This is a genomic window from Streptomyces sp. NPDC107454 (genome assembly GCF_055582885.1).
Genome location: NZ_JBVJPA010000008.1, coordinates 503,741 through 528,952, shown reverse-complemented (window position 1 = coordinate 528,952; position 25,212 = coordinate 503,741). Strand labels below are relative to the sequence as shown.

Genomic DNA, 25,212 nt, shown 5'->3' with positions numbered 1-25,212 from the left:
TCACCCCCCGGGCATACTTGCGTATTCCGGGGGGTGTACGTGCATGCGTACGAGGCTTCCCCCGACCGGATGAACGGGGATTCGTCCGGACCTGATCTCCAGGGGGAGACTTGCGCAGACAAGTGAAAAGAGCGTGCGCGGCGACCATCGCGATGGCGGCGTCCGTGGCGCTGGCGGCGGGTATGACCAGCCCGGCGTCCGCGCGGGCGGAGCAGCGCACGGCGGGCGTGTCGGCGGCCGGGAAAGCGGCCGGGATCACGGCCAAGCATCGCATCACCCTCATCACCGGTGACCGGGTGGTCGTCGACGCGAAGGGGCGCGTCGTCGGCTTCGAGCGGGCCAAGGGCCGCGAGCACGTGCCCGTGCAGATCCGCAAGGCCGACGGCCACACTCTGGTGGTGCCGGCCGACGCCCAGGCGCTCATAGCCGGCGGTAAGCTCGACCGGCGGCTCTTCGATGTCACCGAGCTCAACAAGGCGGCGGTCCGCAAGTCCCAGCAGCGGGGCCTGAAGGTGATCGTCGGCTACCGGGGAGCCGCGGCGGCCGCCAAGGCCGACGTCCGCGACGCCGGCACGCTCCGCAGGAGCCTGAAGGCCCTGAACGCGGACGCGGTGCAGACGCCGCAGCGGGACGCGGCCGAGCTGTGGTCCGCGGTCACCGACGACGGGAAGACGGCCTCCGGCATCGCGCACGTCTGGCTGGACGGCGTCCGCAAGGCGAGCCTCGACAAGTCCGTGCCGCAGATCGGCGCCCCCACGGCATGGGCGGCCGGATACGACGGCAAGGGCGTCAAGATCGCCGTCCTGGACACCGGCGTCGACGCGAGCCACCCGGACCTCAAGACCCAGGTGATCGAGTCCAAGAACTTCTCCACCGCCGCCGACGCCACCGACCACTTCGGCCACGGCACCCACGTCGCGTCCATCGCGGCGGGCACCGGCGCCAAGTCCGGCGGCAGGTACAAGGGTGTCGCGCCCGGCGCGAAGATCCTCAACGGCAAGGTCCTCGACGACACCGGCAGCGGCGACGACTCGGGCATCCTCGCGGGCATGGAGTGGGCGGCCGAGCAGGGCGCCGACATCGTGAACCTGAGCCTGGGCGGCCAGGACACCCCCGACATCGACCCGTTGGAGGCCGAGGTCAACAAGCTGTCGGCCGAGAAGGGCATCCTCTTCGCGATCGCGGCGGGCAACGAGGGCCCCGAGTCGATCGGCTCCCCCGGCAGCGCGGACGCCGCGCTCACCGTCGGCGCCGTCGACGACAACGACAAGCTGGCGGACTTCTCCAGCACCGGCCCGCGCGTCGGCGACAGCGCCATCAAGCCGGACGTCACCGCGCCCGGCGTGGACATCACGGCGGCGGCGGCCCCGGGCAGTGTCATCGACCAGGAGGTCGGCGAGAAGCCCGCGGGCTACCTGACCATTTCCGGTACGTCGATGGCGACCCCGCATGTCGCGGGCGCCGCGGCCATCCTCAAGCAGGAACACCCGGACTGGACGTACACCGAGCTCAAGAGCGCGCTGACGGGCTCCGCGAAGGGCGGCAAGTACACGCCGTTCCAGCAGGGTTCGGGCCGGATCGCCGTCGACAAGGCGATCAAGCAGACCGTGCTCGCCGACCCGTCCTCGGTGAGCTTCGGTGTCGCGCAGTGGCCGCACACCGACGACGCGGCGACGACCAAGCAGCTGACGTACCGCAACCTCGGTACGAAGGACGTCACCCTGACCCTGGCGATCTCCGCGACCGACCCCAAGGGCCAGGCGGCTCCGGCGGGCTTCTTCGCACTCGGCGCCAAGACGCTCACCGTCCCGGCGGGCGGCAAGGCCGCCGTCGACGTCACCGCGAACACGAAGCTCGGGGGCACCCTCGACGGCGCGTACTCGGCGTACGTGACGGCGAGCGGCGGCGGCCAGGCCGTGCGTACGGCCGTCGCGGTCGAGCGCGAGGTGGAGTCGTACGACGTCACCCTCAAGTACGTCAACCGTGCCGGTGAGACGCCCACTCACCTCACCGACCTGGACGGCTACTCCGGCGTCGGCGAGGCCCGGGACTACACGTCGCAGAGCACGGCCGACACCGCGACCCTGCGGGTGCCCAAGGGCAAGTACGTGCTCAACTCCCTCTTCGTGAAGGACCTGGTCGAGGCGAAGGGCGGGGTCGACTGGCTGATCCAGCCCCGGCTGAGCGTCACCAGGAACACCACGGTGACCCTCGACGCCCGTACCGCCAAGGGCGCCGACATCACCGTGCCGGACGCGGGGGCGAAGCCGCTGTCGGCACTCGTCAACTACTTCGACGACGCCACCGGCCTCGGCATCGGCATCGGCCTTGCCTCCTTCCAGGACGTGCGCGTGGCGCACGTCGGCCCGGCGGTCTCCTCCGGTCTCTTCCAGAGCTGGTCCGGACAGTGGACCAAGGGTGCGGGCACCGAGTACGACACCTTCACCGGCACCAGGACCACCAAGCTCCAGGGCGCGCACGTCAAGCACTACAAGGCGAGCGAGCTGGCCAAGGTGAAGGCCAACCTCGGGGCCGCGGCCACCGGCAAGACGGGCGCGGTCACCGCGTACGGCTTCCTGCCCGACGACGACAGCATGAGCGTCGGCGTCCCCCAGACGCTGCCGGCCTCGCGCACGCTGTACGTGTCGACCGGTGAGAAGGTCCAGTGGGCGTTCGACCTGGAGCAGCGCGCGGGCGTCGACGCCACCGGGACCCCGGTCATCGACGCCTACTACACGGACGACTACCCGCAGACCCTCAAGGCGGGCAAGAGCTACACGAGGACGTACAACACGGCCGTCTTCGGTCCGAAGATCAACGCGGACTACGGCGTCTTCCGGGACGGCAACAGCATCTCGGGCTACCTGCCGCTGTTCGCCGACGGGAGCGGTCACCCCGGCTCCTCGCTGTACACCTCCGTGACGACGACGCTGTACCGCAACGGCGCGAAGGTCGCCTCGAACGACGACCCGCTCGTCGGGATGAAGGAGTTCAAGGTCCCGTCCGCCGAGGCCACCTACAAGCTCACGACCTCGGTCAAGCGCACGGTGAAGGTCGCCGCGGCCTCCACGCGGATCGACGCCAGCTGGACCTTCAAGTCCAAGAAGGCCGACTTCGCGAAGCTGCCCACCTCCACGGTCCGCTTCAACGCCACCACCGGCCTCGACAGCCGTGTCGCGGCCGGCAGGACGGTCACGATCCCGGTCTCCGTACAGGGCTCGGCCGCGGGCAAGAACCTCAAGTCGCTGTACGTCTACGTCTCGTACGACTACGGCCAGACCTGGAAGATGCTCAAGGTCAAGAACGGCAAGATCACCGTCAAGAACCCGGCGAAGGGGAAGGGCATCTCCTTCCACGCGAAGATCACCGACAAGCAGGGCAACAAGTCGACGGTCTCCATCTACAACGCGTACTACGGAAAGTGATCCCGTAGCGCGGCCACGTGAAGTGTGCCGAGAGCGAACGGCCCGTCGGAAGAGCAGCTTCCGGCGGGCCGTCCGTGCTTCCGTGGGCCCATGACCACCCAGACCGTGGAGTACATCCGGTATCGCATTCCCGAGGAGAAGTCCGCGGAGTTCCTGGCCGCCTACACGCGGGCCGCGGCCCAGCTCGCCGCGTCTTCGCACTGCGTGGACTACGAGCTGACGCGCTGCGAGGAGGACTTCGAGCACTTCGTCCTGCGGATCACCTGGACCTCGACGGAGGACCACGTCGAGGGATTCCGGAAGTCGGAGCTGTTCCCCTCCTTCTTCGCCGAGATCCGGCCCTACATCCCCTACATCGAGGAGATGCGCCACTACGCGCCGACGACGGTACGGGGCCCGGGCGCGGCGGTCCCCACCCTCTACGTCTGGGCCGGGGGCGCCGAGGCCTTCGCCCGCCTCACCGAGGCCTTCTACGACAGGGTCCTCAAGGACGACGTCCTCGCACCGGTCTTCTCCGGCCTCGCCCCCGAGCACGCCGCCCACGTCGCCCTGTGGCTCGGCGAGGTCTTCGGCGGGCCGCCCGCCTACTCCGAGACCCAGGGCGGCCATGACCACATGGTCGCCAAACACTTCGGCAAGAACATCACCGAGGCGCAGCGCCGCCGGTGGGTCAACCTGCTCCAGGACGCGGCGGACGACGCGGACCTGCCCACGGACGCCGAGTTCCGTTCCGCGTTCCTCGCGTACGCGGAATGGGGGACGCGGCTTGCCGTCCACTTCTCCGCCCTCGACGCGACGCCTCCAACCGACCAGCCGGTACCGAAGTGGACGTGGGGAGCGGCCCCGCCGTACCAGCCTTGACGCCCGGGGCGAAGGCTTTCAGGGGCGCGGGGAACTGCGCGAGCAACCCCCACGGCCCGCAGTTGAAGAACGCACCCGGGGTCCGGGGCGCAGCCCCGGGAAGCGGGCCGGCGCTACGTGGGCGTGCCCGCGCCCGCGCGGGTCGCGTCCGTGCCCCAGCTGGCCAGCAGGCGCAGTGCCTCCGCCGAGGCGGACCCCGGCTCCGCGTGGTAGGTGACCAGTGACTGCTCGCTGTCGTCGGGCAGCCGGAACGACTCGTACTGAAGGGAGAGATCACCCACCAGCGGATGCCGCATCCGCTTCACCCCGTGGCTCTTCTCCTTGACGTCGTGCGTGGCCCACAGCCGCCGGAAGTCCTCGCTCTTCACGGACAGCTCCCCGACCAGGGCGGAAAGCCGCGGATCGTCGGGGTGACAGCCCGCGTCCATGCGCAGCATGCAGACGATGTCGATCGCCTTCTGCTCCCAGTCCACGTACAGGTCGCGGTACTCCGGCCTCAGGAACACCAGCCGCGCCCAGTTCCGCTCATGCGGCGCCAGCTCCGACCAGTCACCGAACACGGCCGCCGCCATCCGGTTCCACACCAGGATGTCCGTGCGCCTCCCCCCGACGTACGCGGGGATGCCGTCCATCGAGTCCAGCAGCTGCCGCAGCGCCCCCCGTACCTGCTGCGGCCGCGCCGGCTGCTTCTTCTTGTGCGCCTTGGGCTTCGCGAGGTGTGTGAGATGCGCGTGCTCGGCGTCCGTGAGCCGCAGGGCGCGGGCGATCGCGTCGAGCACCTCCGCCGACACGTTCCGTCCGTTGCCCTGTTCCAGGCGCGTGTAGTACGCCACGGACACCCCGGCCAGCTGCGCCAGCTCCTCGCGCCGCAGCCCGGGTACCCGGCGGTGCCGGCCGAAGTCGGGAAGCCCCACGTCCTCCGGCTTCAGCCGGGCCCGGCGGGTGCGCAGAAACTCGCTGAGCTCGGCACGCCGGTCCAGGGGCGGGGAGGGCTGTTCGTCCATACGTCCAGTATTCACGGTCGTACGCCGGTGAACCTGACCCCGCCAGTAGTAGGACCAGCGAACGTACGCAAAGCCGTGACCTGGGTGAAGGCCCTCCGCTCAGGCAGGCTGTACAGCGTGCCCGACCGAAGGCAGCCGGGCACAGGACACACCACTCCTTAGGAGAACCCCCGGCATGACCACTGTTGCTGCGTACGCGGCCCCCGCCGCCAAGGCTCCGCTGGAGCGCACCACCATCGAGCGCCGCCCGGTCGGTGAGTTCGACGTCCTGATCGACATCAAGTTCGCCGGTATCTGCCACTCGGACATCCACCAGGCCCGGGAGGGCTGGGGCGAGGCGATCTTCCCGATGGTGCCGGGTCACGAGATCGCCGGCATCGTCTCCGAGGTCGGCTCCGGCGTCACCAAGTTCAAGGTCGGCGACCGCGTGGGCGTCGGCTGTCTCGTCGACTCCTGCCGCGAGTGCGACAACTGCAAGGCCGGCCTGGAGCAGTACTGCACCGGAGGCGGCGTCGGCACGTACAACGCCCTCGACAAGAACGGCGAGCCGACCTACGGCGGCTACTCCGAGAAGATCGTCGTCGACGAGAACTACACCGTCCGTATCCCCGACGGCATCTCCCTCGACGTGGCCGCGCCGCTGCTCTGCGCCGGCATCACCACGTACTCCCCGCTCAAGCACTGGAACGCCGGCCCCGGCAAGAAGGTCGCGATCCTCGGCATGGGCGGCCTCGGCCACATGGGCGTCAAGATCGCGGACGCGCTCGGTGCCGAGGTGACCGTCCTGTCGCAGTCCCTGCGCAAGAAGGACGACGGGCTGAAGCTGGGCGCCGACCACTACTACGCCACCAGTGACCCGAAGACCTTCGAGGAACTGCGCGGCACCTTCGACCTGATCCTGTCGACCGTGTCCGCCCCGCTGGACCTGGACGCCTACCTGTCCCTGCTGAGGACGGACGGCGCCTTCGTGAACGTGGGCGCCCCGGAGGAGCCCGTCAAGCTCAACCTCTTCTCCGTGATCGGCGGCCGCAAGACCCTCGCCGGTTCCGGTATCGGCGGCATCCGGGAGACCCAGGAGATGCTGGACTTCTGTGCTGAGCACGGCTTCGGCGCCGAGATCGAGCTGATCAGCGCGTCCGAGATCAACGACGCCTACGAGCGGGTGCTGACGAGCGACGTCCGCTACCGCTTCGTGATCGACACCGCCACCATCTAGTCGTGGACGGAGTTCGCAGGGCGTCTACCGGTCGTACGACCGGTAGACGCCCTCGGTGTTTCCACCGTACGAACGGCAATCCCGTCAGCGGCGGCCCGACCTGCCCAGCAGCCACAGCAGGTAGGGGCCGCCCACCAGGGACGTGAGCGCCCCGACCGGGATCTCCAGCGGCGGCACCAGCGTGCGGGCCACCAGGTCGGCGCCGACCACGATCAGCGCGCCCGTCAGGGCGGAGGCGGCGAGGGGGAGTTGCGGGGTGCGCGTGAGGCGGCGGGCCAGCTGGGGGCCGGTGAGGGCGACGAAGCCGACCGGGCCCGCCGCGCCGGTCGCGACCGCGGCGAGCACCACCCCGAGCACGGTCAGGCCGAGCTGGGTGCGCTGCACGCGGACACCGAGCGCGGCGGCCGTGTCGGCGTCTAGGCCGAGCGGGCGCAGCGCGCGGCTCGCCCCCACCAGGGCGGGCAGCGAGAGGAGGAGGACCCAGGCGAGGGGGCCCGCCTGCTCCAGGCCGCGCCCGTTCAGACTGCCCGTCAGCCACAGCTTGACCTGCTCGGCGGCGGCCAGTTCGCTGTCGGTGAGGTAGAGCTGGACGACGGCGGAGAGGGCGACGCCGAGGCCCACCCCCGTCAGGACGAACCGGCTCGGCTGCATTCCGTGCCGCCAGGCCAGTACGTACACCAGGGCGGCGGCCGCGAGACCGCCGGTGACAGCGACGGCGGGCAGCGCGCCGGGGGAGGCGGCGGTTCCGGTGGCCAGCGCCAGTACGGTCGCGGCGGCGGCCCCGTGCCCGACACCGATGACGTCCGGGCTGGCCAGCGGGTTGCGCGTGACGGTCTGCACAAGCGCCCCGGAGAGCCCGAGCGCCGCCCCGACCAGCGCGCCGAGCACGATCCGCGGGCCCCGCAGTTCGCCGACGACCAGGTCGTAGGGGCCGCCGTGACCGCGCAGCACCCGCCAGACCTCGCCCGGCGGGACGTACGTCTGCCCGACGCACGCCGCGAGCAGCATCACGCCCGCGAGGAGCAGGAGAAGGACGGTGACGACGGCGGCGGCGCGCCGGTGCAGGAGGAGGGAGAGGCGCCGGTGGCGGAGCACGAGGAGCCCGGCCGACTGCGGGTACGTGGTGCGGCTCGCGGTGGGCGCCGCGGGGGCCCTGGTCACGAGGCCATGCCCTTCCGCCGTACGAGGACGACCAGGACCGGCACGCCGACCAGCGCGGTCATCACCCCGGCCGGCACTTCCGCCGGGGCGCGTACCACCCGGCCCGCCACGTCCGCGGCGAGCAGCAGGGCGGCGCCGAGCAGCGCGGAGAGGGGAAGGGTCCAGCGGTGGCCGCCCTTGACCAGCCGGCGGGCGAGGTGGGGGACGGCGAGGCCGATGAAGGCGATGGGGCCCGCGGCGGCGACCGCGGCCGCGGTGAGCACGGTCGCGCCGAGCGCCGCACAGCCCCGTACGAGCGTGACCCGGTGGCCGAGTGCCCGTGCGGTGTCGTCGCCGAGCGCGAGCGCGTCCAGGCCGCGGGCGCAGGCCAGCACGAGCAGCGCACCGGCGGCGAGGAAGGGCAGCATGCGCCCCACCGTCGCCGCGTCGCGTCCGCTGAGCGCGCCCACCTGCCAGAACCTGAACTGGTCCAGCGTGGCCGAACTCGATGTGAGGACCACGGTCGTGGCTCCCGCCGTCATCGCCGACAGGGCGGTGCCGGCGAGCGCCAGTTTCACCGGGGAGGCGCCGCCGCGTCCGCGCGAGGCGATGGCGTACACGACGCAGGCGGCGAGGACCGCGCCGGTGAAGGCGTACCAGACGTACCCGTCGAAGCCGTTCGCCCAGCCGAGCGCGATGGCGAACACGACACCGGCCGCCGCGCCCTGGCTGAGCCCGAGGATGCCGGGGTCGGCCAGCGGATTGCGGGTGACCGCCTGGAGCGCCGCTCCCGAGAGTCCGAGGGCGGCGCCGGCGGTCAGTCCGATCGCGGTCCGCGGCACCCGCAGCGACCGTACGACCAGCGCGTCCGGTGAACCCCCGCCGTGCACCAGCGCGTCGAGGACGGCGGACAGCGGGACGGGGCGGGTGCCGACGGCGAGGCTGAGGGCGGCTGCGGTGACGGCGAGGAGGAGGGCCACACCCAGCCAGGTCGCACGCCGCACGCCCGCTGGGGCGGACGTGCGGCGTGCGACGCACGTGGGACCGGTCACTTGCCGAGGGTGTCCGCGAGCTGTCGTACGACGAGCCGGGCGGCGGTGGGGCCGGCGTTGAGGTACCAGGGGTCGTCGTCGACCTTCACCGCGTGCCCGGCCTCGACCGCCTTCATCGACTTCCACAGGGGCCCGGCGAGCACGCTGCCCGCGTCGGTCCTGGAGGCGTCGCCCTGCACGGAGTAGAAGATCCAGTCCCCGTCCGCGACATCGATGCTCTCCGCCCCGATGTCCTGTGAAATCGCCTTGAACTGCTGCGACTTGGGCCGGGAGAGCCCCATGTCGACGGCGAGGGAGCCGGTGAACGACGACACGCCGAACATCCGCGTCCGGTCCGGCGTGAACCGCACCATGGAGACGGCGGGATCGCCGAGCTGCCTGCCCCGTGTGGCGGCGTCGCCCACGATGCCGTCGAGCAGTTCCTGCGCCTTGTCGCCCTTGCCGACCGCGTCACCGACGAGAAGCAGATCCCGCTTCCAGTTGATGCCGTTGCCGGCCGTCACGACGGTGGGCGCGATCTTCGACAGCTTCGGGTAGAGGTCGCCGAGCGAGTCGTTGATCAGGATCAGATCGGGCTTGGCGGCGGCGAGCGTCTCCAGGTTGGGCGCGGTGCGGGTGCCCGCGTCGGTCATGGCCGACAACTGCTTCTTGTACGCGGGGAAGGCGTCCTTCAGATAATCCGGCGCCGGCCCGGCGTTGTCCGCGCGGGTCGTCACGGTCGGCACGATGCCCAGGGTCAGCAGGTCGTCCAGCTGTCCGGTGCTGAGCGCGGCGATCTTCCCGGGCGCGCTCCTGATCTCCGTCTTGCCCTCGAAGTGCCCGACGGTCCGTGGGAATTCGCCGTCCTTGGCGCCGCCCGCGCCCATTCCGGCGGCGACTGCGCTGGGGGCGGCGGAGGGGCCCTCGGAGGCCCCGCTCACGAGATTGCGGTCGCCGCTGGAGGTGTTCTTGCTCTGCGAGGAGCCGTTGTCCCCGTCCCCGTTCCCGGACGAACATCCGGCCAGCAGACCGCCGACGACGGCAACGGCCAGGACGGCCTTCGACCCCAAGGTGCGCACAAGTACTCCGATCAATGGATAAGGCAAGCCTAACCTTACCATCCGTTCCGGGGCGCCTTCGGGGTGCCTTCGGGGTGACGAGGTCTGCTCCGATGGGGGACACACCGTGCCGGGTTCGAGGACATATCAGCGTAAAACGTGTGTTATTCATTCATGCACACACCTACGCGGCGCACCGTGCTCGGTGCCTCGATCGCGGCCGCCGGCTCGGGACTCCTGGCCGGCTGCTCCGGGTCCGACTCCTCCTCCGGACCCGGCTCGCACCCCGGGCCGGGCGAGCACCAGGGGAGCGGAGTCGGTCACGGCGGCAGGCCTTTCATTCCCAGGGGACCCAAGGGGTACGTGAATCCGTCCGATCCCGAGGTCCTCGCCGTCGAGAGGAAACGTGGTTCCGGCCCCGTCCGCTCGTTCCACCTCACGGCCGCCGAGACCACCCTCGACCTGGGTGGACGGACCGTCAGGTCATGGGCGTACGGCGACTCGCTGCCCGGCAGGGAGGTGCGGATCAAGTCGGGCGACATCCTCGATCTCAACCTGGCCAACCATCTGCCCGTGTCCACGACGCTGCACTCGCACGGGGTGCGTATGCGCTGCGACATGGACGGAGTGCCCGGCCTGACCCAGCACCCCATCAAGCCCGGCGACGACTTCAACTACCGCTTCGCCGTGACGCACCCGGGCACGTACTGGCTGCACTCGCACTCGGGGCTGCAGCTCGACCGCGGCCTGTACGCCCCGCTGATCGTCGAGGACCCCAGGGAGCCGTTGTCCTACGACAAGGAGTGGGTCGTCATCCTGGACGACTGGGTGGACGGTGTGGCCGGCTCCACCCCCGACGGTGTGCTCGCACAGCTGCTCGACGGCAAGGGCATGGCGACGGGCATGGGCATGGGCGAGGACGACGAACCCGGGGGCAAGGCCCATGACAAGGCCGCCCACGAGAAGCCCCACGGCCCCTCCCGCGTCCTGAGGAACTCCCACAGCCGCATCCTGCACAGCGAGGGAGGCAGCGTCGACTACCCGTTCTACCTGGTCAACGGCCGTCTCGCGAAGGCTCCTTCGGTCTTCCGGGCCCGCAAGGGGGACCGCATCCGGCTGAGGATCATCAACGCCGGCGCCGAAACGGCCTTCCGGGTGGCGCTGGGCGGCCACGAGATGACGATCACGCACACGGACGGCTACCCCGTCGAGCACACGAGGACGGACGCGCTGCTGCTCGGCATGGCCGAACGCTACGACGTGCTGATCACCGCCAAGGACGGAGTGTTCCCGCTGGTCGCGCTCGCCGAGGGCAAGAACGCCAGAGCCCTGGCCGTCCTGCGCACCGGCAGTGGGGACAATCCCCGCCCCTCCGTGCACCCGGACGAACTCGACGGCAAGCTCGTCCCGGCCAGACGCCTGGTGCCGGACGACTCCGTGGCCCTCACCGACGACGAACCGGACCGCGAGCTGCGCATCAGGCTGACCGGCGGGATGAAGAAGTTCGACTGGGCCTTCGACCACCGGCCGTACTCCGTCGAGCAACGCCACCCGGTCAGCTACGGCGAACGGATCCGCCTGACCCTCATCAACGCCACCGACATGTGGCACCCCATGCACCTGCACGGCCACACCTTCGCCCTCACCGGCTTCGGCGTGGTCGGCGCCCGCAAGGACACCGCCCACGTGGTGCCACACCACAAACTCGTCGTCGACTTCTACGCCGACAACCCGGGCCTGTGGATGCTCCACTGCCACAACCAGTACCACTCGGAGTCCGGCATGATGACGATCCTCGGCTATCGGAAGTGAGGCACCAGCCACCGACGCGTCGTCACCCGATCATGCGAAACCCCGCTCGTGGAGGGAGACGCGGTGGCCGAGCGGGCCCGGCCACCGCGTCCTCCGTGCCTCAGCCGCGGCGCTGCCACCAGCGGCGCTTCGGGCCGGGTGCCGGAGGAAGCCGTTCGGTCGAAGGCCGCGACCATGTGGTGACCGTCGCCGGGCAGCGTCGGCCCGACGGCCAGGGGCCGCCGCCGGGGATGAGGACACCGCGCTCGAGAGCGTAGCTTGGGACGGCCGGGACGACCGGGGCGTTGTTCCGGGCTGACACCCCGGGGGAGAGCGTATGAACGGCTGGGGCCGGCGCAGGGAAAGAGTCCGGGCGGGCCGGCCGGCGGTCATGGTCGTCGTTCTCGTGGCCGCGGGCATCGGACTGACCTGGTTCGCGGGAACGCATTTCGCCTACGCCACGGGCCTGGCCGGCACCCCCGGGCATCTCAGGATCGAAGCATGCGCCTGGGAACACGCCGGGGGCCACCGGTATCCGCACTGCAGCGGCATCTTCCGCTCCTCCGACGGCACCGTCGTCGACCCGAACGCCTCGATCGGCAAGAACCTGCCCGTCGGCGACACGGTCGCGTTGCAGCGGGTGGCCTCCGGCGGATACGAGCAGACGGGCACCGCGTCCTCGTTCGGGTGGCTGGCGATCTCCCTGCTCGGCCTGATGGTGCTGCTGCTGGGGATCCTGGTCGTCTTCGGCAGGACCGGCGCGCGTCGAGTACCGCGCGGGCTGCTGGTGCTGCTCGGTGCGCTGGGCGCCTTGATGCTGCTCAGCGCGTTCATCGGCGGAGTGGCGGGGATGACCGGGGTGTTCTGAGGCCCGCCCACCTCCTGCGGCGGGCGTGCGGACGACGTGCGCCGGGGATAGGCTTTTGACCGCAAGGTCAGGTTCTCCGGGCGGTTTTGCAGACGCCGAGGCCTCATTCGCGATGATCGACTCTTCCTGCGGAGACCTGCCGACTCCTTTCTTCGAAGAAGGCGTGCCTCGCGCTTCGGGCGCCTGGGAGCGCTGCCTCAGGACCCGCGGCTTCGCGGTTCCCGCAATGGAGGTCGGGATGAGAGTTGTCGTTGATCTTTCCCGGTGCCAGGGGTACGCGCAGTGCGCGTTCCTGGCTCCGGACGCGTTCCGGATGCACGGCGAGGAAGCGCTGATGTACGCCTCGAACCCCGACGACGCCCAGCGCCAACAGGTGTTGCGCGCCGCGGCGGCCTGCCCCGTCCAGGCCATTCTGGTCGACCGGCTGGAGGGCCGGGAAGCGCCGGTGGGGACGTCGCCGTCATGAGCACCGCCGACACCCTGCAGGGGTTCAAGCGCGACGGCCGCGTCGTGATCGTCGGGGCGTCACTGGCGGGACTGCGCGCCGCGGAGGCCCTGCGCGACGAGGGGTTCACCGGGAAGCTGACCATGATCGGTGACGAGTTGGGGGAGCCCTACGACCGCCCCCCGCTGTCCAAGCAGGTACTGACCGGATGGGTGCCGGCCGACGGCACCACCCTGCCACGGCGCCGTGACATCGACGCGGAGTGGCTCCTGGGCGTCCCCGCCGACGGACTGGACCTGGCGAACAACCACGTGCGGCTCGCCGACGGCCGCACGGTCCCCTTCGACCGCATGCTGATCTCCACCGGTGTACGGGCGCGGCCCTGGCCCGTCGAGGCCGAGGCGGCCCTGGACGGTGTCTTCGTGGTCCGCACGCGCGAGGACGCCGCAGGCCTGCAGCGGGCGGTCGCCGCCGGGCCCTCCCGCGTACTGATCATCGGCGCGGGCTTCACCGGCTCCGAGATCGCCTCCGTCTGCCGTGAGCGCGACATCCCGGTGACCGTCGCCGAGCTCGCGCCGGCCCCGCTGGTCGGGGGACTCGGCGCGATGATCGGCGAGGTCGCCGCGGAGATGCAGCGCGCGCACGGTGTCGACCTGCGCTGCGGTGTCCGAGTCACCCAGCTGGAGGGCGACGCGCAGGGGCGGTTGCGCCGCGCCCACTTCGACGACGGCAGCACGGTCGACGCCGACGTGGCGGTGGTGGCGCTCGGGGGCATCCGCAACACCGAGTGGCTGCGGGACTCGGGACTGGCGGTGGGCATATGGGGAGTCGCCTGTGACGCGGGCTGCCGGGCCTTCGACCTCAACGGCCTGGTCACCGACGACATCTTCGTCGCCGGAGACGTGGCACGCAGCCCGAACCCGGTCTACGAGTACCGGTTCATCTCGCTCGAACACTGGGCCAACGCCGTGGAGCAGGCGGAGATCGCCGCGCACAACATGGTCAGCGCCCAGGCGGACCGCTGGCCGCACCTGACCATCCCGACGTTCTGGTCGATCCAGTTCGGCGTCAACATCAAGTCCGTCGGTGTGCCGACCTACGCCGACGAGGTCGTCGTCACCCAGGGGTCCGTGCCCGACCACCGCTTCGTCGCCACCTACGGGTACCAGGGCCGCGTCACGGCGGCCGTCAGCTTCAACAACGCGAAGTGGCTGGACCACTACCGGCGGCTGATCGAGACGGCCGCGCCCTTCCCGCCCCCCTGCCCCACGCCCGACCAGCCCGTCGACGCCAAGCCGGTGCCCGTCGACTTCCCGGGCCCCACTCTGCTCGGTCAGGGCGCCACCGTGGTCGTCACCGGCCATGACCCGGGCGAGCGGCGCGTCACTGCCATGCGGCAGCACTGCTAGGAGGGAAGCGACAGCACCGCGGGGAGGGACCAGGAGGGAAAGCGACATGACCACGACCCAGACGCCCGACATCCTGCCCCGGATCCTCGACTACGCGAACCGGGCGGACCCGTACCCGCTCTACGCCGAGCTGCGCAGGACGCCGGTGGCGCTGCAGGAGGACGGCAGTTACGTCATCAGCACCTACCGCGAACTCAGCGGCATCCTGCACGACCCGCACCTGAGCTCCGACGTCCGCAACCTGGCGCATCCGATGCCCGCGATGCAGGAACGTGCCACGCCGGCGTTCATCAACCTCGACCCGCCCGAGCACGACCGTCTGCGGCGCCTGGCGATGCGTCACTTCGGGCCCCCGCACACCCCGGGCCTCGTGACCGGCATGGAACCGGACCTGACCGCGATCGTCACCGGGCTGATCGACGACTTCGAGGGCAAGCAGCGGATCGACATCGTCGACGACTTCGCCTACCCGTTCCCCGTCACCGTGATCTGCCACCTGCTCGGTGTGCCGCGCGAGGACGAACCGCGGTTCCACGTGTGGGTGAACGCCATCATCGACTCGATCGACTACAACCCCAAGACCGACCCACAGGAGAAACTGGACAACGGCATACAGGCCACCAAAGACCTGCGCCACTACCTCGGCGGACTACTGGAACAGCGCCACGGTCACCCCGGCGACGACCTCCTGACACGGCTGGCCAACGACGACGGGCCCGACGGGCGGATGACCGACGGCGAGATCGTCAGCACCGCCAACCTGCTGCTCATCGCGGGCCACGAGACCACCGTCAACCTCATCACCAACGGCATGCTGACGCTGCTGCGCCACCCTGACATGCTGCAACGCCTGCGCGCCGAACCGGACCTGGTCGTACCGCTGGTCGAGGAACTGCTGCGCTACGAGCCCCCCGTGCACATCATTCCGTGGCGGGCGGCGTACAGCGACATCTCCGTCGGCGACACCGTCATCCCCAAGGGCTCGAAGGTCATGCTCATGCTCGCCTCGGGCAGCCGCGACCCCGACCGCTTCCACGATCCCGACCGCTTCGACCCCGATCGCCAGGACAACCAGCACCTGGGATTCGGCAGCGGCATCCACCTGTGCTTCGGCGGCCCGATGGCCCGACTGGAAACCCAGATCGCCCTGACCGCACTGGTACGCCGCCTGGCCGGCCCCACCCTGGTGACCGACCCACCTCCATACCGCCCCAGCCCCGTCCTACGAGGCCCCATCCACCTGCTCGTCGACCAGAACTGACACCGCGTTCGAGTACCGGCACCGCGCCCGAGCCCGGCAGGTGGCCGCTCGTGTCGCCCCTCATCGGTCCAGCGACCGTCCGTTAGGCTCGCGTCGTCCCACAGGTCCCGATCTTCACGGAGGGCAGCACGGCGGGGATCAATCGAGAGCGCCTCGTCAGAACGCTGACCTTCTGGCTGCGTCCCGCCTTCGCCTTGCGGGTCATCAACCGGTTTCAGAAGATCGTGGGTTTCGACCGCTCGATGGCCCTGGCGTCCAGCGCCCTGACGGCATTGATCCCGCTCTCCATCCTCCTCGGCGCCGTCCTCGGCAACCTCGTGCACTACGACGCCGCCGAGCGGATCATCAAGCGCTACCACCTCACCGGAGCGGGCGCCACGGCAGTCAACTCCCTCTTCTCTCCCGCCGAAGGCACCAGTGCGAGCGTGGGCATCTTCGGGATCGTGTTTCTGACGATCTCGGTGCTGAGTTTCGCGCGAGCCGTGCAACGGCTCTTCGAACAGGCATGGGAACTCAAGCCTCTCAGCGTGCGCAACACACGCAACGGCCTGTGGTGGATCCTCACCCTCGGCGGCTACGGGGTGGTCACCGCGACACTCTCCGCGCTCCTCGGCGGCGGCGCGCTGGGCCTGGCCGCCTCCCTGTGCCAGGTACCGGTGACCGCCGCGTTCCTCGTCTGGAGCGGCCGGATCCTGTCGGCGAAGCGGATCAGCCGGCCGGACCTGCTCCCCTTCGGCGTCACCGCCGCCGTTCTGACGGTGGCCTACTCGGTGGGCGCGACCCTCTACATGCCGCGCCTCTTCAACTCCTCCGCCGCACGCTACGGCGTGGTCGGCGCCGTCTTCGCGATGCTCTCCGCCCTCTTCGCAGCCATGCTCGTCCTGGTCGCGTCGGTGGCACTGGGACGAGAAGTACGAGACGAACTCAGCCGGATCCGCCAGGGCCACCGCCCTTCCGACCACGAGGTCCACCGGCAGTGGGACAGCGTGGTCGAGCAGACCAGGTCACGCTGGCGGACGGCACGAGAACAGGTTTCCCACCACCAGAACAAGAACCCGAACCACTGAGTGGGCGGGCCCTTTCCGTTCACCGAGAGGTTCACCCGCACGGCATCCGGTGGGCGCTGGAGCCGCGCGTGAGCCTGCTGGACGCGCTGCGCGAGCATCTCGACCTCACGGGCCCGAAGAAGGGCTGCGACCAGCGCACCTGTGGTGCCTGCACGGTGTGGGCCGACGGGCGCGGAGCGCAAAGGGCGCGCCGGGTCGGATACCGAGATCACCGAGTGGATGAGCGGCAACCTGTGCCGCTGCGCGGCCCATCCCCACATCCGCGCGGCCGCCCTCCTGCGCCCGCACACACTCTCAAGAAACGTCCGTCACGAGCGCAGCGAGGCCAGCAGTTCGTCCGCGGCGGGGTAGGCGCGTTCCTGCGGCAGCAGTCCGGCCGCGACGTCCAGCTCACCGCGACTCACGAGCCCGTGGACCTCTCGGGCGAGCGGAGTCACGTCGCTGATGGCCACCGTCCACTCGTCCGCGTAACGCCGTACGGCCTCGCCGGAGAGGCCGAGTTGGAGTGAACGGTACGTCAGGGGGCGCAGGTGCAGGTCACGCTCGGGGTCCCACTGCACACGGGCCGGTGCACGCTTGAGCCGCCGTTGCCAGGTGCCGCGATCGGGGTGCAGCCCGCGCACGTGGCTCGACAGGCATGCGTGGCGCAGCGCCCACTCGAAGCCGTCGCGAGTGATCTCAATGGCCAGGACAGTCTCCTGCCCGGCCTTCGTCGCCCAGCCACAGCGGTACATCATCCACAGAAAGGACGGCTTGATCCATGTCATGCGGTCCCGCTTCCACCCGGTGGGGAAACGACCTTGGCGCGCCGCGGGCAGGCCGATCTCCGGGGAGTACGCCTGGTAGACGGTGATCGTGGATGCCGTGTGGAGGGCGCGGACAGTGCGTTGCGGTTCTTCCATGGCGTACAGGGTGGGCCCGAGCGTTTCGCGTCGGCCATCGGTTTTCGCGCGCCGGAGCCGGTGTCCTCAGTTACGTCCGTCCGGTCCGGAGTCGTCCCGCTCGATCGGGAAGCGGTAGACCGTCGACTGCCGGGCCTGGAAGCCCAGACGCTCGTAAAGCCGGTTCGCTGCCGCGCGATCCGGCCGGGAGGTGAGATCAACCGTCCGGGCGCCCGCCTCCCGGGCAATCCGCAAGGCCTCCTGGGTGAGGAGGCCTGCGACTCCCCGGCCCCGCGCAACGCTGTCCACGACCACGTCTTCGACACGGGCTCGCAAGCCGGACGGCAAGGGCAGGAGCACCAGAGTCAGGGTGCCGACGATCCCATCGGACGTCCGGGCGACGAGCACCGTGTTGGCATCACACGTCACCATCCGGTCGATCGCTTCGTAACCGAGCGGGTCCGCCGTCGAGGACAATTGCGGTAGCAGCCGGCCGAAGGCAACCACGAGTTCCTGACTCGCCTTCCGGGCGATCTCCACACGGACGTCCATGCCGTGAGCCTATCCATCGCCCGGGACTGATCAGCGTCATCCTGCGCGGGTCGTACGCCTCCGTGGCCGGGCGCGTCGCCGGATCGGGATCGTGCCGCGAGCGACGCTGTCAGGCGGAAGCCACCACCTCGCCGGCCATGACCTGGGGAGGGTTGGGGAGCAGTGACGCGAGGTTGTCCCGCACGAAGTCCGCGGCCCTCGCGATCGATTCGTCGGCACCGGCCCGGTTCTCGAAGACGCTCGTCGAGACCATCGCTCCGTCGCCGGTATCGATCCAGTAGTAGGCCACGAAGCCGGGGACCTGACGCATGAGCGGCACGAACCCCTCGTTCACGAGACGTGCGGCCTCGGCCGAATCGGTCACTCCTTCGTACCGCCGGATCGCTGCGTACATTGCCAAGCTCCTCACGGCGTGCCGGGTTCTTCCTCTGCTGAGACGTCGTACCCCTGCGACGGCCGCCCGGCTCATGAGGTGTCCGGCAATCACCTGAAGGGCCGCCTTGGGCGATCCGAACGGCGGCAGTCCCGACCTCGCGTCGAACTCGGACCGCCGCAGTCGGTGGGCCGTTCATGCGGCGGGCCAGGTGCCGAGTGCGTGGGCCAGTCGGTCGCTCTGCCCTCGGGTGATGCCCCGGGCCAGGTGAGTACCACACCGCGGACTCATGGACTCGTCGCAGTGCAGGATTCCGTGGAAGGGCTCCTGGCTGCCCGAGAGCGGGGAGGCGGCAGGAAGCGTCCATTCAGCCGGCTCCCACAAGGGGTGGTCCGCGAGGAGCGCTTCGGCGAGGGACCGCGCCTGCGTTGCGGGGAGGCCGACTCGCGCCAGCGCGTCGCCGAGTACGTCTGGGGCGTTCTCGGGCATGTCCTGGTCGCCGAGCGTCGGCAGCAGGAGGAGCAGGCGCGCGTGCTCGGCGTGGACTCCCGGGGCGTTGAGGTCGGGCGTGCGGGCGATGTGGTGGAGCTCTCGCCAGGAGAGTCCCGGGCCTGCGTGGTGGCCGCCGACGGTGGCCAGGTGCCCGTGCCGTCCCCACTCGGGGTGGGTGATGAAGTACTCCGTTCCCGGATCCTCGGGAATGTTGCAACCGAGGACCATGGCGGTGTGGCCGCCCGCGAACGGGATCCGGAAGACAGGCCAGTGGTCCTCGTCGTGCAGTGCGTCGAAGGCCGCGTCGGCATCGGCCCCGTCGACACCGAACCACTCCGGGACGGGGTCGTACTCCTCTGTCTGGCTCAGCCACATCAGGTAGGCCGCCCAGAACCCGGGCAGTGCCAGCAGTTCTTCCCCCGCGACAACGGGGGCCTTCTCGAATCCCTCGATCAGCACCGGACCAGGCTCTCACCCGCCTATGACGGTCCGTGGAGAACCAGGTGACCGCTGGACACCGCTCTTCGTCAGCCGCCGCGCTGGGCGTCCAAGCGGGTGTGAGTGCGGCTCGACGGCCCGTGCCAAGCTGTGCTCACCAACCCCTTCGGGAGCCCGACGTTGGAGGAGTGACGCCCATGAGAGTCCGGGGCGAGGGGGTGCTCAGCTCCACCTCGTCGCCCGGCGGCGACGCCCTGGCCGGGGTCGAGGTCCTGAAGAGTTCCGGGCCCGGCGTTCTCATCCGCCGGGACGCCGAGCGGCAGATCCTCGTGATCAGCGGTGACTCCGCCGGCCGGGCGGTGCTCGCGGAGAATCTGCGGGCCTTGGCCACGGACGAGGACGGCGGTCACCTCCACATCGACTACTTCCCCGGGCACTTCTACCTGGCCGAAGGGTCACTGCCCCTGGTGGTCGACAGCCCGCACGGAGGCATGCCGACCCGCTGAGCGGGCAGTTGGTCACGCGGGTCACGCGTGCGGCAGAGGCTGCTCTGTCCAGACGGTCTTGCCGTCGTGGCTGTAGCGGGTGCCCCACCGCTCCGTGAGCTGTGCGACCAGGAAGAGCCCGCGTCCGCCCTCGTCCGTGCTGAGAGCCCGTCGGAGGTGAGGGGACGTGTGGCTGGCGTCCGACACCTCACAGATCAGGCTGTGCGTACGGATGAGGCGCAGGGTGACGGGGCCCGCCGCGTACCGGTAGGCGTTGGTGACGAGCTCGCTGGCGACCAGCTCGGTGGTGAAGGCCAGTTCCGTCAGGCCCCATTCGTCCAGTTTCGCCGTGGCCAGCTCCCTGGCACGGGCAGCGGCGGCCGCTTCCAGGGGCAGCTGCCAGGCGGCGACATCCTGTGGCGGTAGCACCTGGGTACGGGCGATGAGCAGTGCGACGTCGTCGGTGGGCAGGTGCTCCTTCGGCAGCAGCGCTTCGACCACGGCGTGGCAGGTGCTCTCCAGCGGATCGGCAACGTGGGTGAGGCATTCGTGCAGGTGCTCCAGCGCGGCGTCGATGTCGCCGTTGCGCGCCTCCAGAAGACCGTTGGTGTAGAGCGTGAGCAGGCTGCCCTCGGGGAGGTCGAGGTCGTACGTTTCGAAGGGCAGTCCGCCCAGACCCAGCGGTGGACCCGCGGGCAGGTCGAGCAGGGTCACCTCGCCGTCCGGGGTGGACAGCATCGGCGCCGGGTGACCGGCGCGTGCCAGGGAGCAGTGCCGGGAGACCGGATCGTAGACCGCGTACACACAGGTGGCCCCGAGCATCTGGTCCACTGTGGACCCCCCGCTGCCGTCGGCGTTCGCCTCCAGCTCGGCGGCCAGCAGGCTGACCAGATCGTCCAGCCGTGCCACCACCTCGTCCGGTTCCAGGTCGAGGCTGGCCAGCGTGCGCACGGCCGCGCGCAGGCGGCCCATGGAGGCCGCGGCGTGGAGCCCGTGGCCGACCACGTCTCCCACGACGAGTGCGACCCGGGCCCCTGACAACGGGATCACGTCGAACCAGTCACCGCCGATGCCCGGTTCACCGCTCGCCGGGAGGTAGCGGCAGGCCACCTCGACCGCCGGCAGCTCGGACACCGCGCGCGGCAGCAGGCTGCGCTGCAGAGTCAGGGCGGCGCTCTGCTGCTGGGTGAAGCGGCGCGCGTTGTCGATGCAGACGGCCGCACGCGAGGAAAACTCATGGGCCACCGCGGCGTCGTCGTCCTCGAAAGGCTCCGAGTGGCGCACTCGCCACAGGCTCACTACGCCCAGTACCAGGCCGCGCGCCACCAAGGGCACCACGATCAGCGAATGAACGCCGAGACCCATGGCTATCTCGATCCGCCGCCGGTCCATCGCGTACCACTCGGGGCGCAGGGACAGCAGCCGGTCGAGAATCGGGCGGCGCTCGGCCAGGCACCGCGCCTGCGCGGAATCCGGAAGGAGCGGGACCACCTCGCCCTCCTGGTAAGGGACCCGGCGCTCCGGGGGCGAGAGGGCTACTCGGAGCAGCACACCGCTCACACTGGGGGGTGGTTCGTCACCAAGTGTCACCGGCTTCAGAAGATCCACCGAGCAGTAGTCGGCGAGGCCGTGTGCCGCCACGTCGGCCAGTTCCCGGGCCGTCTGTGCCACGTCCAGTGAGGTTCCGATCCGGGCGCTTGCCTCGTTCAGCAGGGCCAGTCTGCGTTGGGCCCGATGACGGTCGGTCACGTCCTCGATCGTCTCGGCCACGCCCAGGACCCGGCCCGCGGGGTCTTCCATCCGGAACGCCGAGACGGACACGATCCGGTCCCGGCCCGGATCATGGCGTGCCCGGGCCGACTGCTCCGTGAAGATCAACGGCTCGCCGGTCTCCAGGACGTGCCGTACCCGCTCTTCGGTCGGACCCGCGTCCTCGTCGACCATGAATTCGCGAGGGCGACGGCCCACCGGCGCCTCGGCCGGGACGCCGCTTGCCTTTTCGACCGCACGGTTGACCCGGATCACCCTGCTGTCCGGGCCGTAAGTGACCAGACCGATCGGGGACCGGCGGTACAGGCCGTCCAGCAGCGCACGGTCCCGCTGCCAGGCAATGACCTCCGCGGCGGGGGCTCCGACCAGGACCCACTCCTGACCGTCTCCGTCCCGAGTGATCGCACGGGCCCGGAAACCCATTTCCATACGCCGTCCGTCGCGGTGCCGGACGGGCAGGACCCCGAACCAGCCCCCCGTCCGCATGGCGTCCACGACGACGGACCGCACGACAGGCAGGTCACGGGCGTCCACCAGGAGGTCCTGCCACGCCCGTCCGATCACTTCCTTGGCCGGATAGCCCAGCAGTTCCTGCGCACGTGTGCTCCAGCCGACCACGGCGCCTCGATCGTCGAGCACGGCCGAGGCGCCGCGCCCGAGAGCGAACGGATCCTCAGGACTCTCGCTGAAATGCATCGACGGCATCCCCATGGCCACCACCTTGCCTACGTGCCTCCGATGTTCCTCCCCGCGCTCCCCGTTCGCGACCTTCCCGTTGACTCAGACCGCCCCGGCCACGCCTCCGATACCTCCGCCTACTTCTCCGACACCTCCGGAGCCGACCCGATACCCGTCGGGCAAGACGCCCCCCAGTCGCCTTCGGACACGGTATTCAGCTTGACCCCCGTCCCTCCTGTGCCGCAGTAACCCGCCGGGTTCTTGTCGAGGTACTGCTGGTGGCAGTGCTCAATGGCCAAGAGCAGTGCTCAATGGCCAAGAGGGGCCGCTGCGGCGTATGCGATGAGGTTCGCGAAGCGCAGCCACACGAGCAGATGACCGTTCAGGGGCGCGTAGCCCGGACGGATGAGGCTCTCGATTCGGAGGATCGTCTCGGCCAGAGCGTCTCGCGTCGGGGCGTCCACATGGCCGAGGTTCGTGAGGTACGAGGTGGCACAGCTGTCGAGGCGGGCGTGCAGGTCGGCCAGCTGCTGGGCCTGGTTGTCGCGGTGCAGACTCTCGTCCGGGAAGGGAAAACGCTGGAACGTCGTGTGGCGGTTCGCTACGGCAGCGATGAGTCCCAAGCGAGAGGGTTCCGTTTCGCTGGGCCAGCGGGGTCCCGTCATCTGCGGTGTGTAGATGCGGCGTGGGGTGCGTCGGCCGGCCGCTTTCTCCGCGTGACGCCGGACGGCGAAGGCATCGACCTCGTTGAGCCGGACCGCTCGGCTGGCTTCCAAGGTCTCCAGCGCGCGCAGCAGGGCGGCCGGGTCTCTGCGGAGATCAGGGGAAGGGCGTGCCGTCGCGGCGAGGTAGGCCCAGGTCGCGTTGAAGCCCAGTGGACAGTACTGCCCGACGGCACATCTGAGGGAGGTGTGCCGTCGGGCGAGTGGCAACTGCTCGTCGCGCACCTTGCGCGCGTAGGTTCTGAAGCCCATCCGGCGACGTCAGCCTGCGGCCCGAGCCACGCCGGTCGGGCAGGAGACGCCGGTCCCGCCCAGCCCGCAGTACCCGTCCGGGTTTTTGCTGCCTGAAAGGTACTGCTGGTGATAGCCCTCGGCCGGGTAGAAGGTGCGGCCCTTCGCGGGGAGGAGTTCGGTGGTGATGGTGCCGTAGCCGGAGGAGGTCAGGACCTTCTGGTAGGCGGCGCGGGAGGCGGCCGCGGTGGCTGCCTGGGCGGGGGTGTGGGTGTGGAGGGCGGAGCGGTACTGGGTGCCGACGTCGTTGCCCTGGCGGAAACCCTGGGTCGGGTTGTGGGACTCCCAGAAGACCTGGAGGAGGCGCTCGTAGGAGATCAGGCCGGGGTCGTGGACCACGCGGACGACCTCCGTGTGGCCGGTCAGGCCCGAGCAGACCTCTTCGTACGTGGGGTGCTCGGTGAAGCCGCCCTGGTAGCCGACCAGGGTCGTGTACACGCCCGCAGGGAGCTGCCAGAACTTGCGCTCGGCGCCCCAGAAACAGCCCATGCCGAAGTCGGCGATCTCCAGGCCCTCGGGGTAGGGGCCGAGGAGGGGGTTGCCGAGGACGGTGTGCCGGTCGGGGACCGTGAAGATCGGCTCCGGGCGGCCGAGCAGTGCCTGTTCGGCTGTCGGGAGCTGAGGGGTACGGCTGTGCAGGAACATGCGGTCTCCACGGGGTCACAGGGGGCACGGGGCCGGGGCGCCGTGGTGTTCAACGGGGCCGTGGTGTTCAACGGGTGAGCCCCGGTCGGGATTCCGGGGCTCGTGAGCCCTCAGCGGGGCAGTGACGCCGGCGTTCCGCCGTTCGCCTCGTAGCCCGCCACCGCCAGGGCGCGGTAGAGCGCGTAGTCCGCCGCCGGGTCGGATGTGAGCGTCCAGGGGAGAGCGCCCACGTGGCCGTCCACGTGCACCAGCTGGTTCATGGCCTCGGCCCAGCGCTCGCCGCGGACCAGGAAGAGCACCAGGAGGTGGCGCACGTGAGCCAGCATCGGGTCGTCGGGGCGGGCCGCGTGCACCGCGTAGAGCGCGCCGTGGACCGCCTTGGTGACGACCTCGCTCTGGTAGAAGCCGCGGACCAGGTTCACCTCGGGGAGGTGCTCGAAGACCGCGAAGAGGGGCATGGCGGCCAGCAGGGAGCCCTGAGGGGCGCGGGCCGCCGCGGCCTCCGCGAAGGAGTACGCCACCTCGCGCGAGCCGTGCCACTTCTCGCACCAGTAGTGCAGGGCCGCCAGATGCGCGCCCATGTGGGCCGGCGCGCGGTCCAGGATCTTCAGCCAGAGCGCCTCGAACTCCGGCCGGGAGTAGGCGAGTCCGCGGGCCACCGACAGCTCGATGATGTACGGGATCGGGTCACCGGGGGAGAGCAGGGCCGCCGCGCCGCATGCCGTCCTCGCCTCCTCCATGATGATCCGGAACTCGTCCGTCCCCGGCGTCGAAGTCCGCCACGCCTGCTGGACCAGGAATTCCGCGTGCACCGCCGCGCCGCCCGCGTCCTTGGGCTTCTCGGCCCGCCACACCCGCAGCCACTGCCCGCCCGGCGTCTCGCTGACCCCGCCCGGACGCTGCTGCAGCTCCAGGGACGCGGCGCCGGCGAAGGCCTGCACCCGCTGCCAGCGTGTCTCGCCCGAGATCTCCGTGCCCGCCAGGAGCTGCGAGGCCGCTTGGTACTCCTGCGTGCGCTGCACCAGGTCCAGGACGTCCAGGAGGTCCCCGTCCGGTCCGGGCATACGGATGTCCAGCTCTTCCTGACGCAGGAATCCGTAGTTCGCCGGGTCCGCCGCGTCCGGGTCGCCGGGCGAGACCAGCTGAATGCCGGTGCGCCTGCGCCTGAGGACCGGCAGCAGGACCAGGCTGAACATGGCCAGCGCCATCAGGACCCAGAGAATCTCCATGCCTCAAGCGAACCAGACGGGTCCGACAATTGGCCAACCCGGTCCGGTTCCGGTCCGGACCGCGCACCATCAGGCGCCCC

22 protein-coding genes and 1 pseudogene are annotated in these 25,212 nt (G+C 70.3%); 10 read left to right on the top strand and 13 right to left on the bottom strand.

Annotated elements, in window-relative coordinates; genetic code table 11:
- Window positions 1-122 precede the first annotated feature (122 nt).
- Window positions 123-3,425, top strand: a complete 3,303-nt coding sequence (locus tag ACZ69M_RS23225; RefSeq protein WP_470052395.1) for a S8 family peptidase — start codon at window positions 123-125, stop codon at window positions 3,423-3,425.
- 90 nt (window positions 3,426-3,515) lie between these two features.
- Window positions 3,516-4,286, top strand: a complete 771-nt coding sequence (locus ACZ69M_RS23220; RefSeq protein ID WP_470052393.1) for a globin domain-containing protein — start codon at window positions 3,516-3,518, stop codon at window positions 4,284-4,286.
- A gap of 113 nt (window positions 4,287-4,399) precedes the next feature.
- On the opposite strand, the gene ACZ69M_RS23215 is transcribed toward ACZ69M_RS23220, so the two are convergent.
- Entirely contained in the window at window positions 4,400-5,290 is an 891-nt protein-coding gene (locus ACZ69M_RS23215) for a helix-turn-helix domain-containing protein (RefSeq protein WP_470052391.1), read from the bottom strand.
- Window positions 5,291-5,465: 175 nt separating this feature from the next.
- On the opposite strand from ACZ69M_RS23215, the gene ACZ69M_RS23210 reads away from it, so the two are divergent.
- Window positions 5,466-6,506, top strand: a complete 1,041-nt coding sequence (locus ACZ69M_RS23210; protein ID WP_470052389.1) for an NAD(P)-dependent alcohol dehydrogenase — start codon at window positions 5,466-5,468, stop codon at window positions 6,504-6,506.
- A gap of 84 nt (window positions 6,507-6,590) precedes the next feature.
- Here the strand turns inward: ACZ69M_RS23210 and ACZ69M_RS23205 are convergent, their stop codons facing one another.
- From ACZ69M_RS23205 to ACZ69M_RS23195, 3 genes are read right to left on the bottom strand one after another with little or no spacing between them, the layout of a single operon-like run.
- Entirely contained in the window at window positions 6,591-7,667 is a 1,077-nt protein-coding gene (locus ACZ69M_RS23205; protein WP_470052387.1) for a FecCD family ABC transporter permease, read from the bottom strand.
- Window positions 7,664-8,650 carry a FecCD family ABC transporter permease gene (locus tag ACZ69M_RS23200; protein ID WP_470052463.1) on the bottom strand — a complete coding sequence of 329 codons (987 nt, stop codon included), beginning with the start codon at window positions 8,648-8,650 and terminating at the stop codon, window positions 7,664-7,666. Before ACZ69M_RS23200 ends, ACZ69M_RS23205 begins: the two co-directional genes overlap by 4 nt.
- A 44-nt stretch (window positions 8,651-8,694) precedes the next feature.
- Window positions 8,695-9,771, bottom strand: a complete 1,077-nt coding sequence (locus tag ACZ69M_RS23195) for an iron-siderophore ABC transporter substrate-binding protein (protein ID WP_470052385.1) — start codon at window positions 9,769-9,771, stop codon at window positions 8,695-8,697.
- A 138-nt stretch (window positions 9,772-9,909) separates the two neighbouring features.
- On the opposite strand from ACZ69M_RS23195, the gene ACZ69M_RS23190 reads away from it, so the two are divergent.
- The 6 genes from ACZ69M_RS23190 (at window position 9,910) to ACZ69M_RS23165 (ending at window position 16,576) form a co-directional block, all read left to right on the top strand.
- Entirely contained in the window at window positions 9,910-11,547 is a 1,638-nt protein-coding gene (locus ACZ69M_RS23190) for a multicopper oxidase family protein (protein ID WP_470052384.1), read from the top strand.
- A gap of 316 nt (window positions 11,548-11,863) precedes the next feature.
- Complete coding sequence (locus ACZ69M_RS23185; protein WP_470052382.1) at window positions 11,864-12,394, top strand: hypothetical protein; 531 nt, start codon at window positions 11,864-11,866, stop codon at window positions 12,392-12,394.
- A gap of 238 nt (window positions 12,395-12,632) precedes the next feature.
- Window positions 12,633-12,860, top strand: coding sequence for a ferredoxin (locus ACZ69M_RS23180; protein ID WP_470052380.1), 228 nt, complete (start codon window positions 12,633-12,635; stop codon window positions 12,858-12,860).
- Window positions 12,857-14,248: an NAD(P)/FAD-dependent oxidoreductase gene (locus tag ACZ69M_RS23175; RefSeq protein ID WP_470052378.1), complete on the top strand. Its 1,392-nt coding sequence runs from the start codon at window positions 12,857-12,859 to the stop codon at window positions 14,246-14,248. Before ACZ69M_RS23180 ends, ACZ69M_RS23175 begins: the two co-directional genes overlap by 4 nt.
- Window positions 14,249-14,294: 46 nt before the next feature.
- Complete coding sequence (locus ACZ69M_RS23170; RefSeq protein WP_470052376.1) at window positions 14,295-15,509, top strand: cytochrome P450; 1,215 nt, start codon at window positions 14,295-14,297, stop codon at window positions 15,507-15,509.
- Window positions 15,510-15,733: 224 nt separating this feature from the next.
- Window positions 15,734-16,576, top strand: coding sequence for a YhjD/YihY/BrkB family envelope integrity protein (locus tag ACZ69M_RS23165; protein WP_470052374.1), 843 nt, complete (start codon window positions 15,734-15,736; stop codon window positions 16,574-16,576).
- Window positions 16,577-16,884: 308 nt separating this feature from the next.
- On the opposite strand, the gene ACZ69M_RS23160 is transcribed toward ACZ69M_RS23165, so the two are convergent.
- The 4 genes from ACZ69M_RS23160 to ACZ69M_RS23145 all read right to left on the bottom strand — a co-directional run bounded on the left by ACZ69M_RS23160 (window position 16,885) and on the right by ACZ69M_RS23145 (window position 19,333).
- Complete coding sequence (locus tag ACZ69M_RS23160) at window positions 16,885-17,478, bottom strand: DUF4291 domain-containing protein (protein ID WP_470052372.1); 594 nt, start codon at window positions 17,476-17,478, stop codon at window positions 16,885-16,887.
- A gap of 66 nt (window positions 17,479-17,544) precedes the next feature.
- On the bottom strand, window positions 17,545-18,009 hold the full coding sequence (locus tag ACZ69M_RS23155; RefSeq protein WP_470052370.1) for a GNAT family N-acetyltransferase: 465 nt from the start codon (window positions 18,007-18,009) through the stop codon (window positions 17,545-17,547).
- A 109-nt stretch (window positions 18,010-18,118) separates the two neighbouring features.
- Window positions 18,119-18,403, bottom strand: a complete 285-nt coding sequence (locus tag ACZ69M_RS23150) for a hypothetical protein (protein WP_470052368.1) — start codon at window positions 18,401-18,403, stop codon at window positions 18,119-18,121.
- 174 nt (window positions 18,404-18,577) lie between these two features.
- Window positions 18,578-19,333 (bottom strand): hypothetical protein, encoded by a 756-nt coding sequence (locus ACZ69M_RS23145; RefSeq protein ID WP_470052366.1) that lies wholly within the window; start codon window positions 19,331-19,333, stop codon window positions 18,578-18,580.
- Between the two features lie 176 nt (window positions 19,334-19,509).
- Between ACZ69M_RS23145 and ACZ69M_RS23140 the strand changes: the two genes are divergently transcribed.
- Window positions 19,510-19,818 (top strand): Imm32 family immunity protein, encoded by a 309-nt coding sequence (locus tag ACZ69M_RS23140; RefSeq protein ID WP_470052364.1) that lies wholly within the window; start codon window positions 19,510-19,512, stop codon window positions 19,816-19,818.
- A gap of 21 nt (window positions 19,819-19,839) precedes the next feature.
- Here ACZ69M_RS23140 and ACZ69M_RS23135 read toward each other — a convergent pair whose 3' ends face one another.
- The 5 genes and pseudogenes from ACZ69M_RS23135 to ACZ69M_RS23115 form a co-directional block, all read right to left on the bottom strand.
- Window positions 19,840-22,278 (bottom strand): SpoIIE family protein phosphatase, encoded by a 2,439-nt coding sequence (locus ACZ69M_RS23135; RefSeq protein ID WP_470052362.1) that lies wholly within the window; start codon window positions 22,276-22,278, stop codon window positions 19,840-19,842.
- 104 nt (window positions 22,279-22,382) lie between these two features.
- Window positions 22,383-22,535: pseudogene (locus ACZ69M_RS23130) on the bottom strand (peptide-methionine (S)-S-oxide reductase MsrA); the annotation flags it as partial.
- A gap of 18 nt (window positions 22,536-22,553) precedes the next feature.
- The gene (locus tag ACZ69M_RS23125; RefSeq protein ID WP_470052360.1) at window positions 22,554-23,219 is read right to left on the bottom strand and encodes a hypothetical protein; all 666 of its coding nucleotides are present in this window, start codon (window positions 23,217-23,219) and stop codon (window positions 22,554-22,556) included.
- 9 nt (window positions 23,220-23,228) lie between these two features.
- Window positions 23,229-23,903 carry a peptide-methionine (S)-S-oxide reductase MsrA gene (gene msrA, locus ACZ69M_RS23120; protein ID WP_470052358.1) on the bottom strand — a complete coding sequence of 225 codons (675 nt, stop codon included), beginning with the start codon at window positions 23,901-23,903 and terminating at the stop codon, window positions 23,229-23,231.
- A gap of 110 nt (window positions 23,904-24,013) precedes the next feature.
- Window positions 24,014-25,132: a hypothetical protein gene (locus tag ACZ69M_RS23115; RefSeq protein ID WP_470052356.1), complete on the bottom strand. Its 1,119-nt coding sequence runs from the start codon at window positions 25,130-25,132 to the stop codon at window positions 24,014-24,016.
- Window positions 25,133-25,212 lie beyond the last annotated feature (80 nt).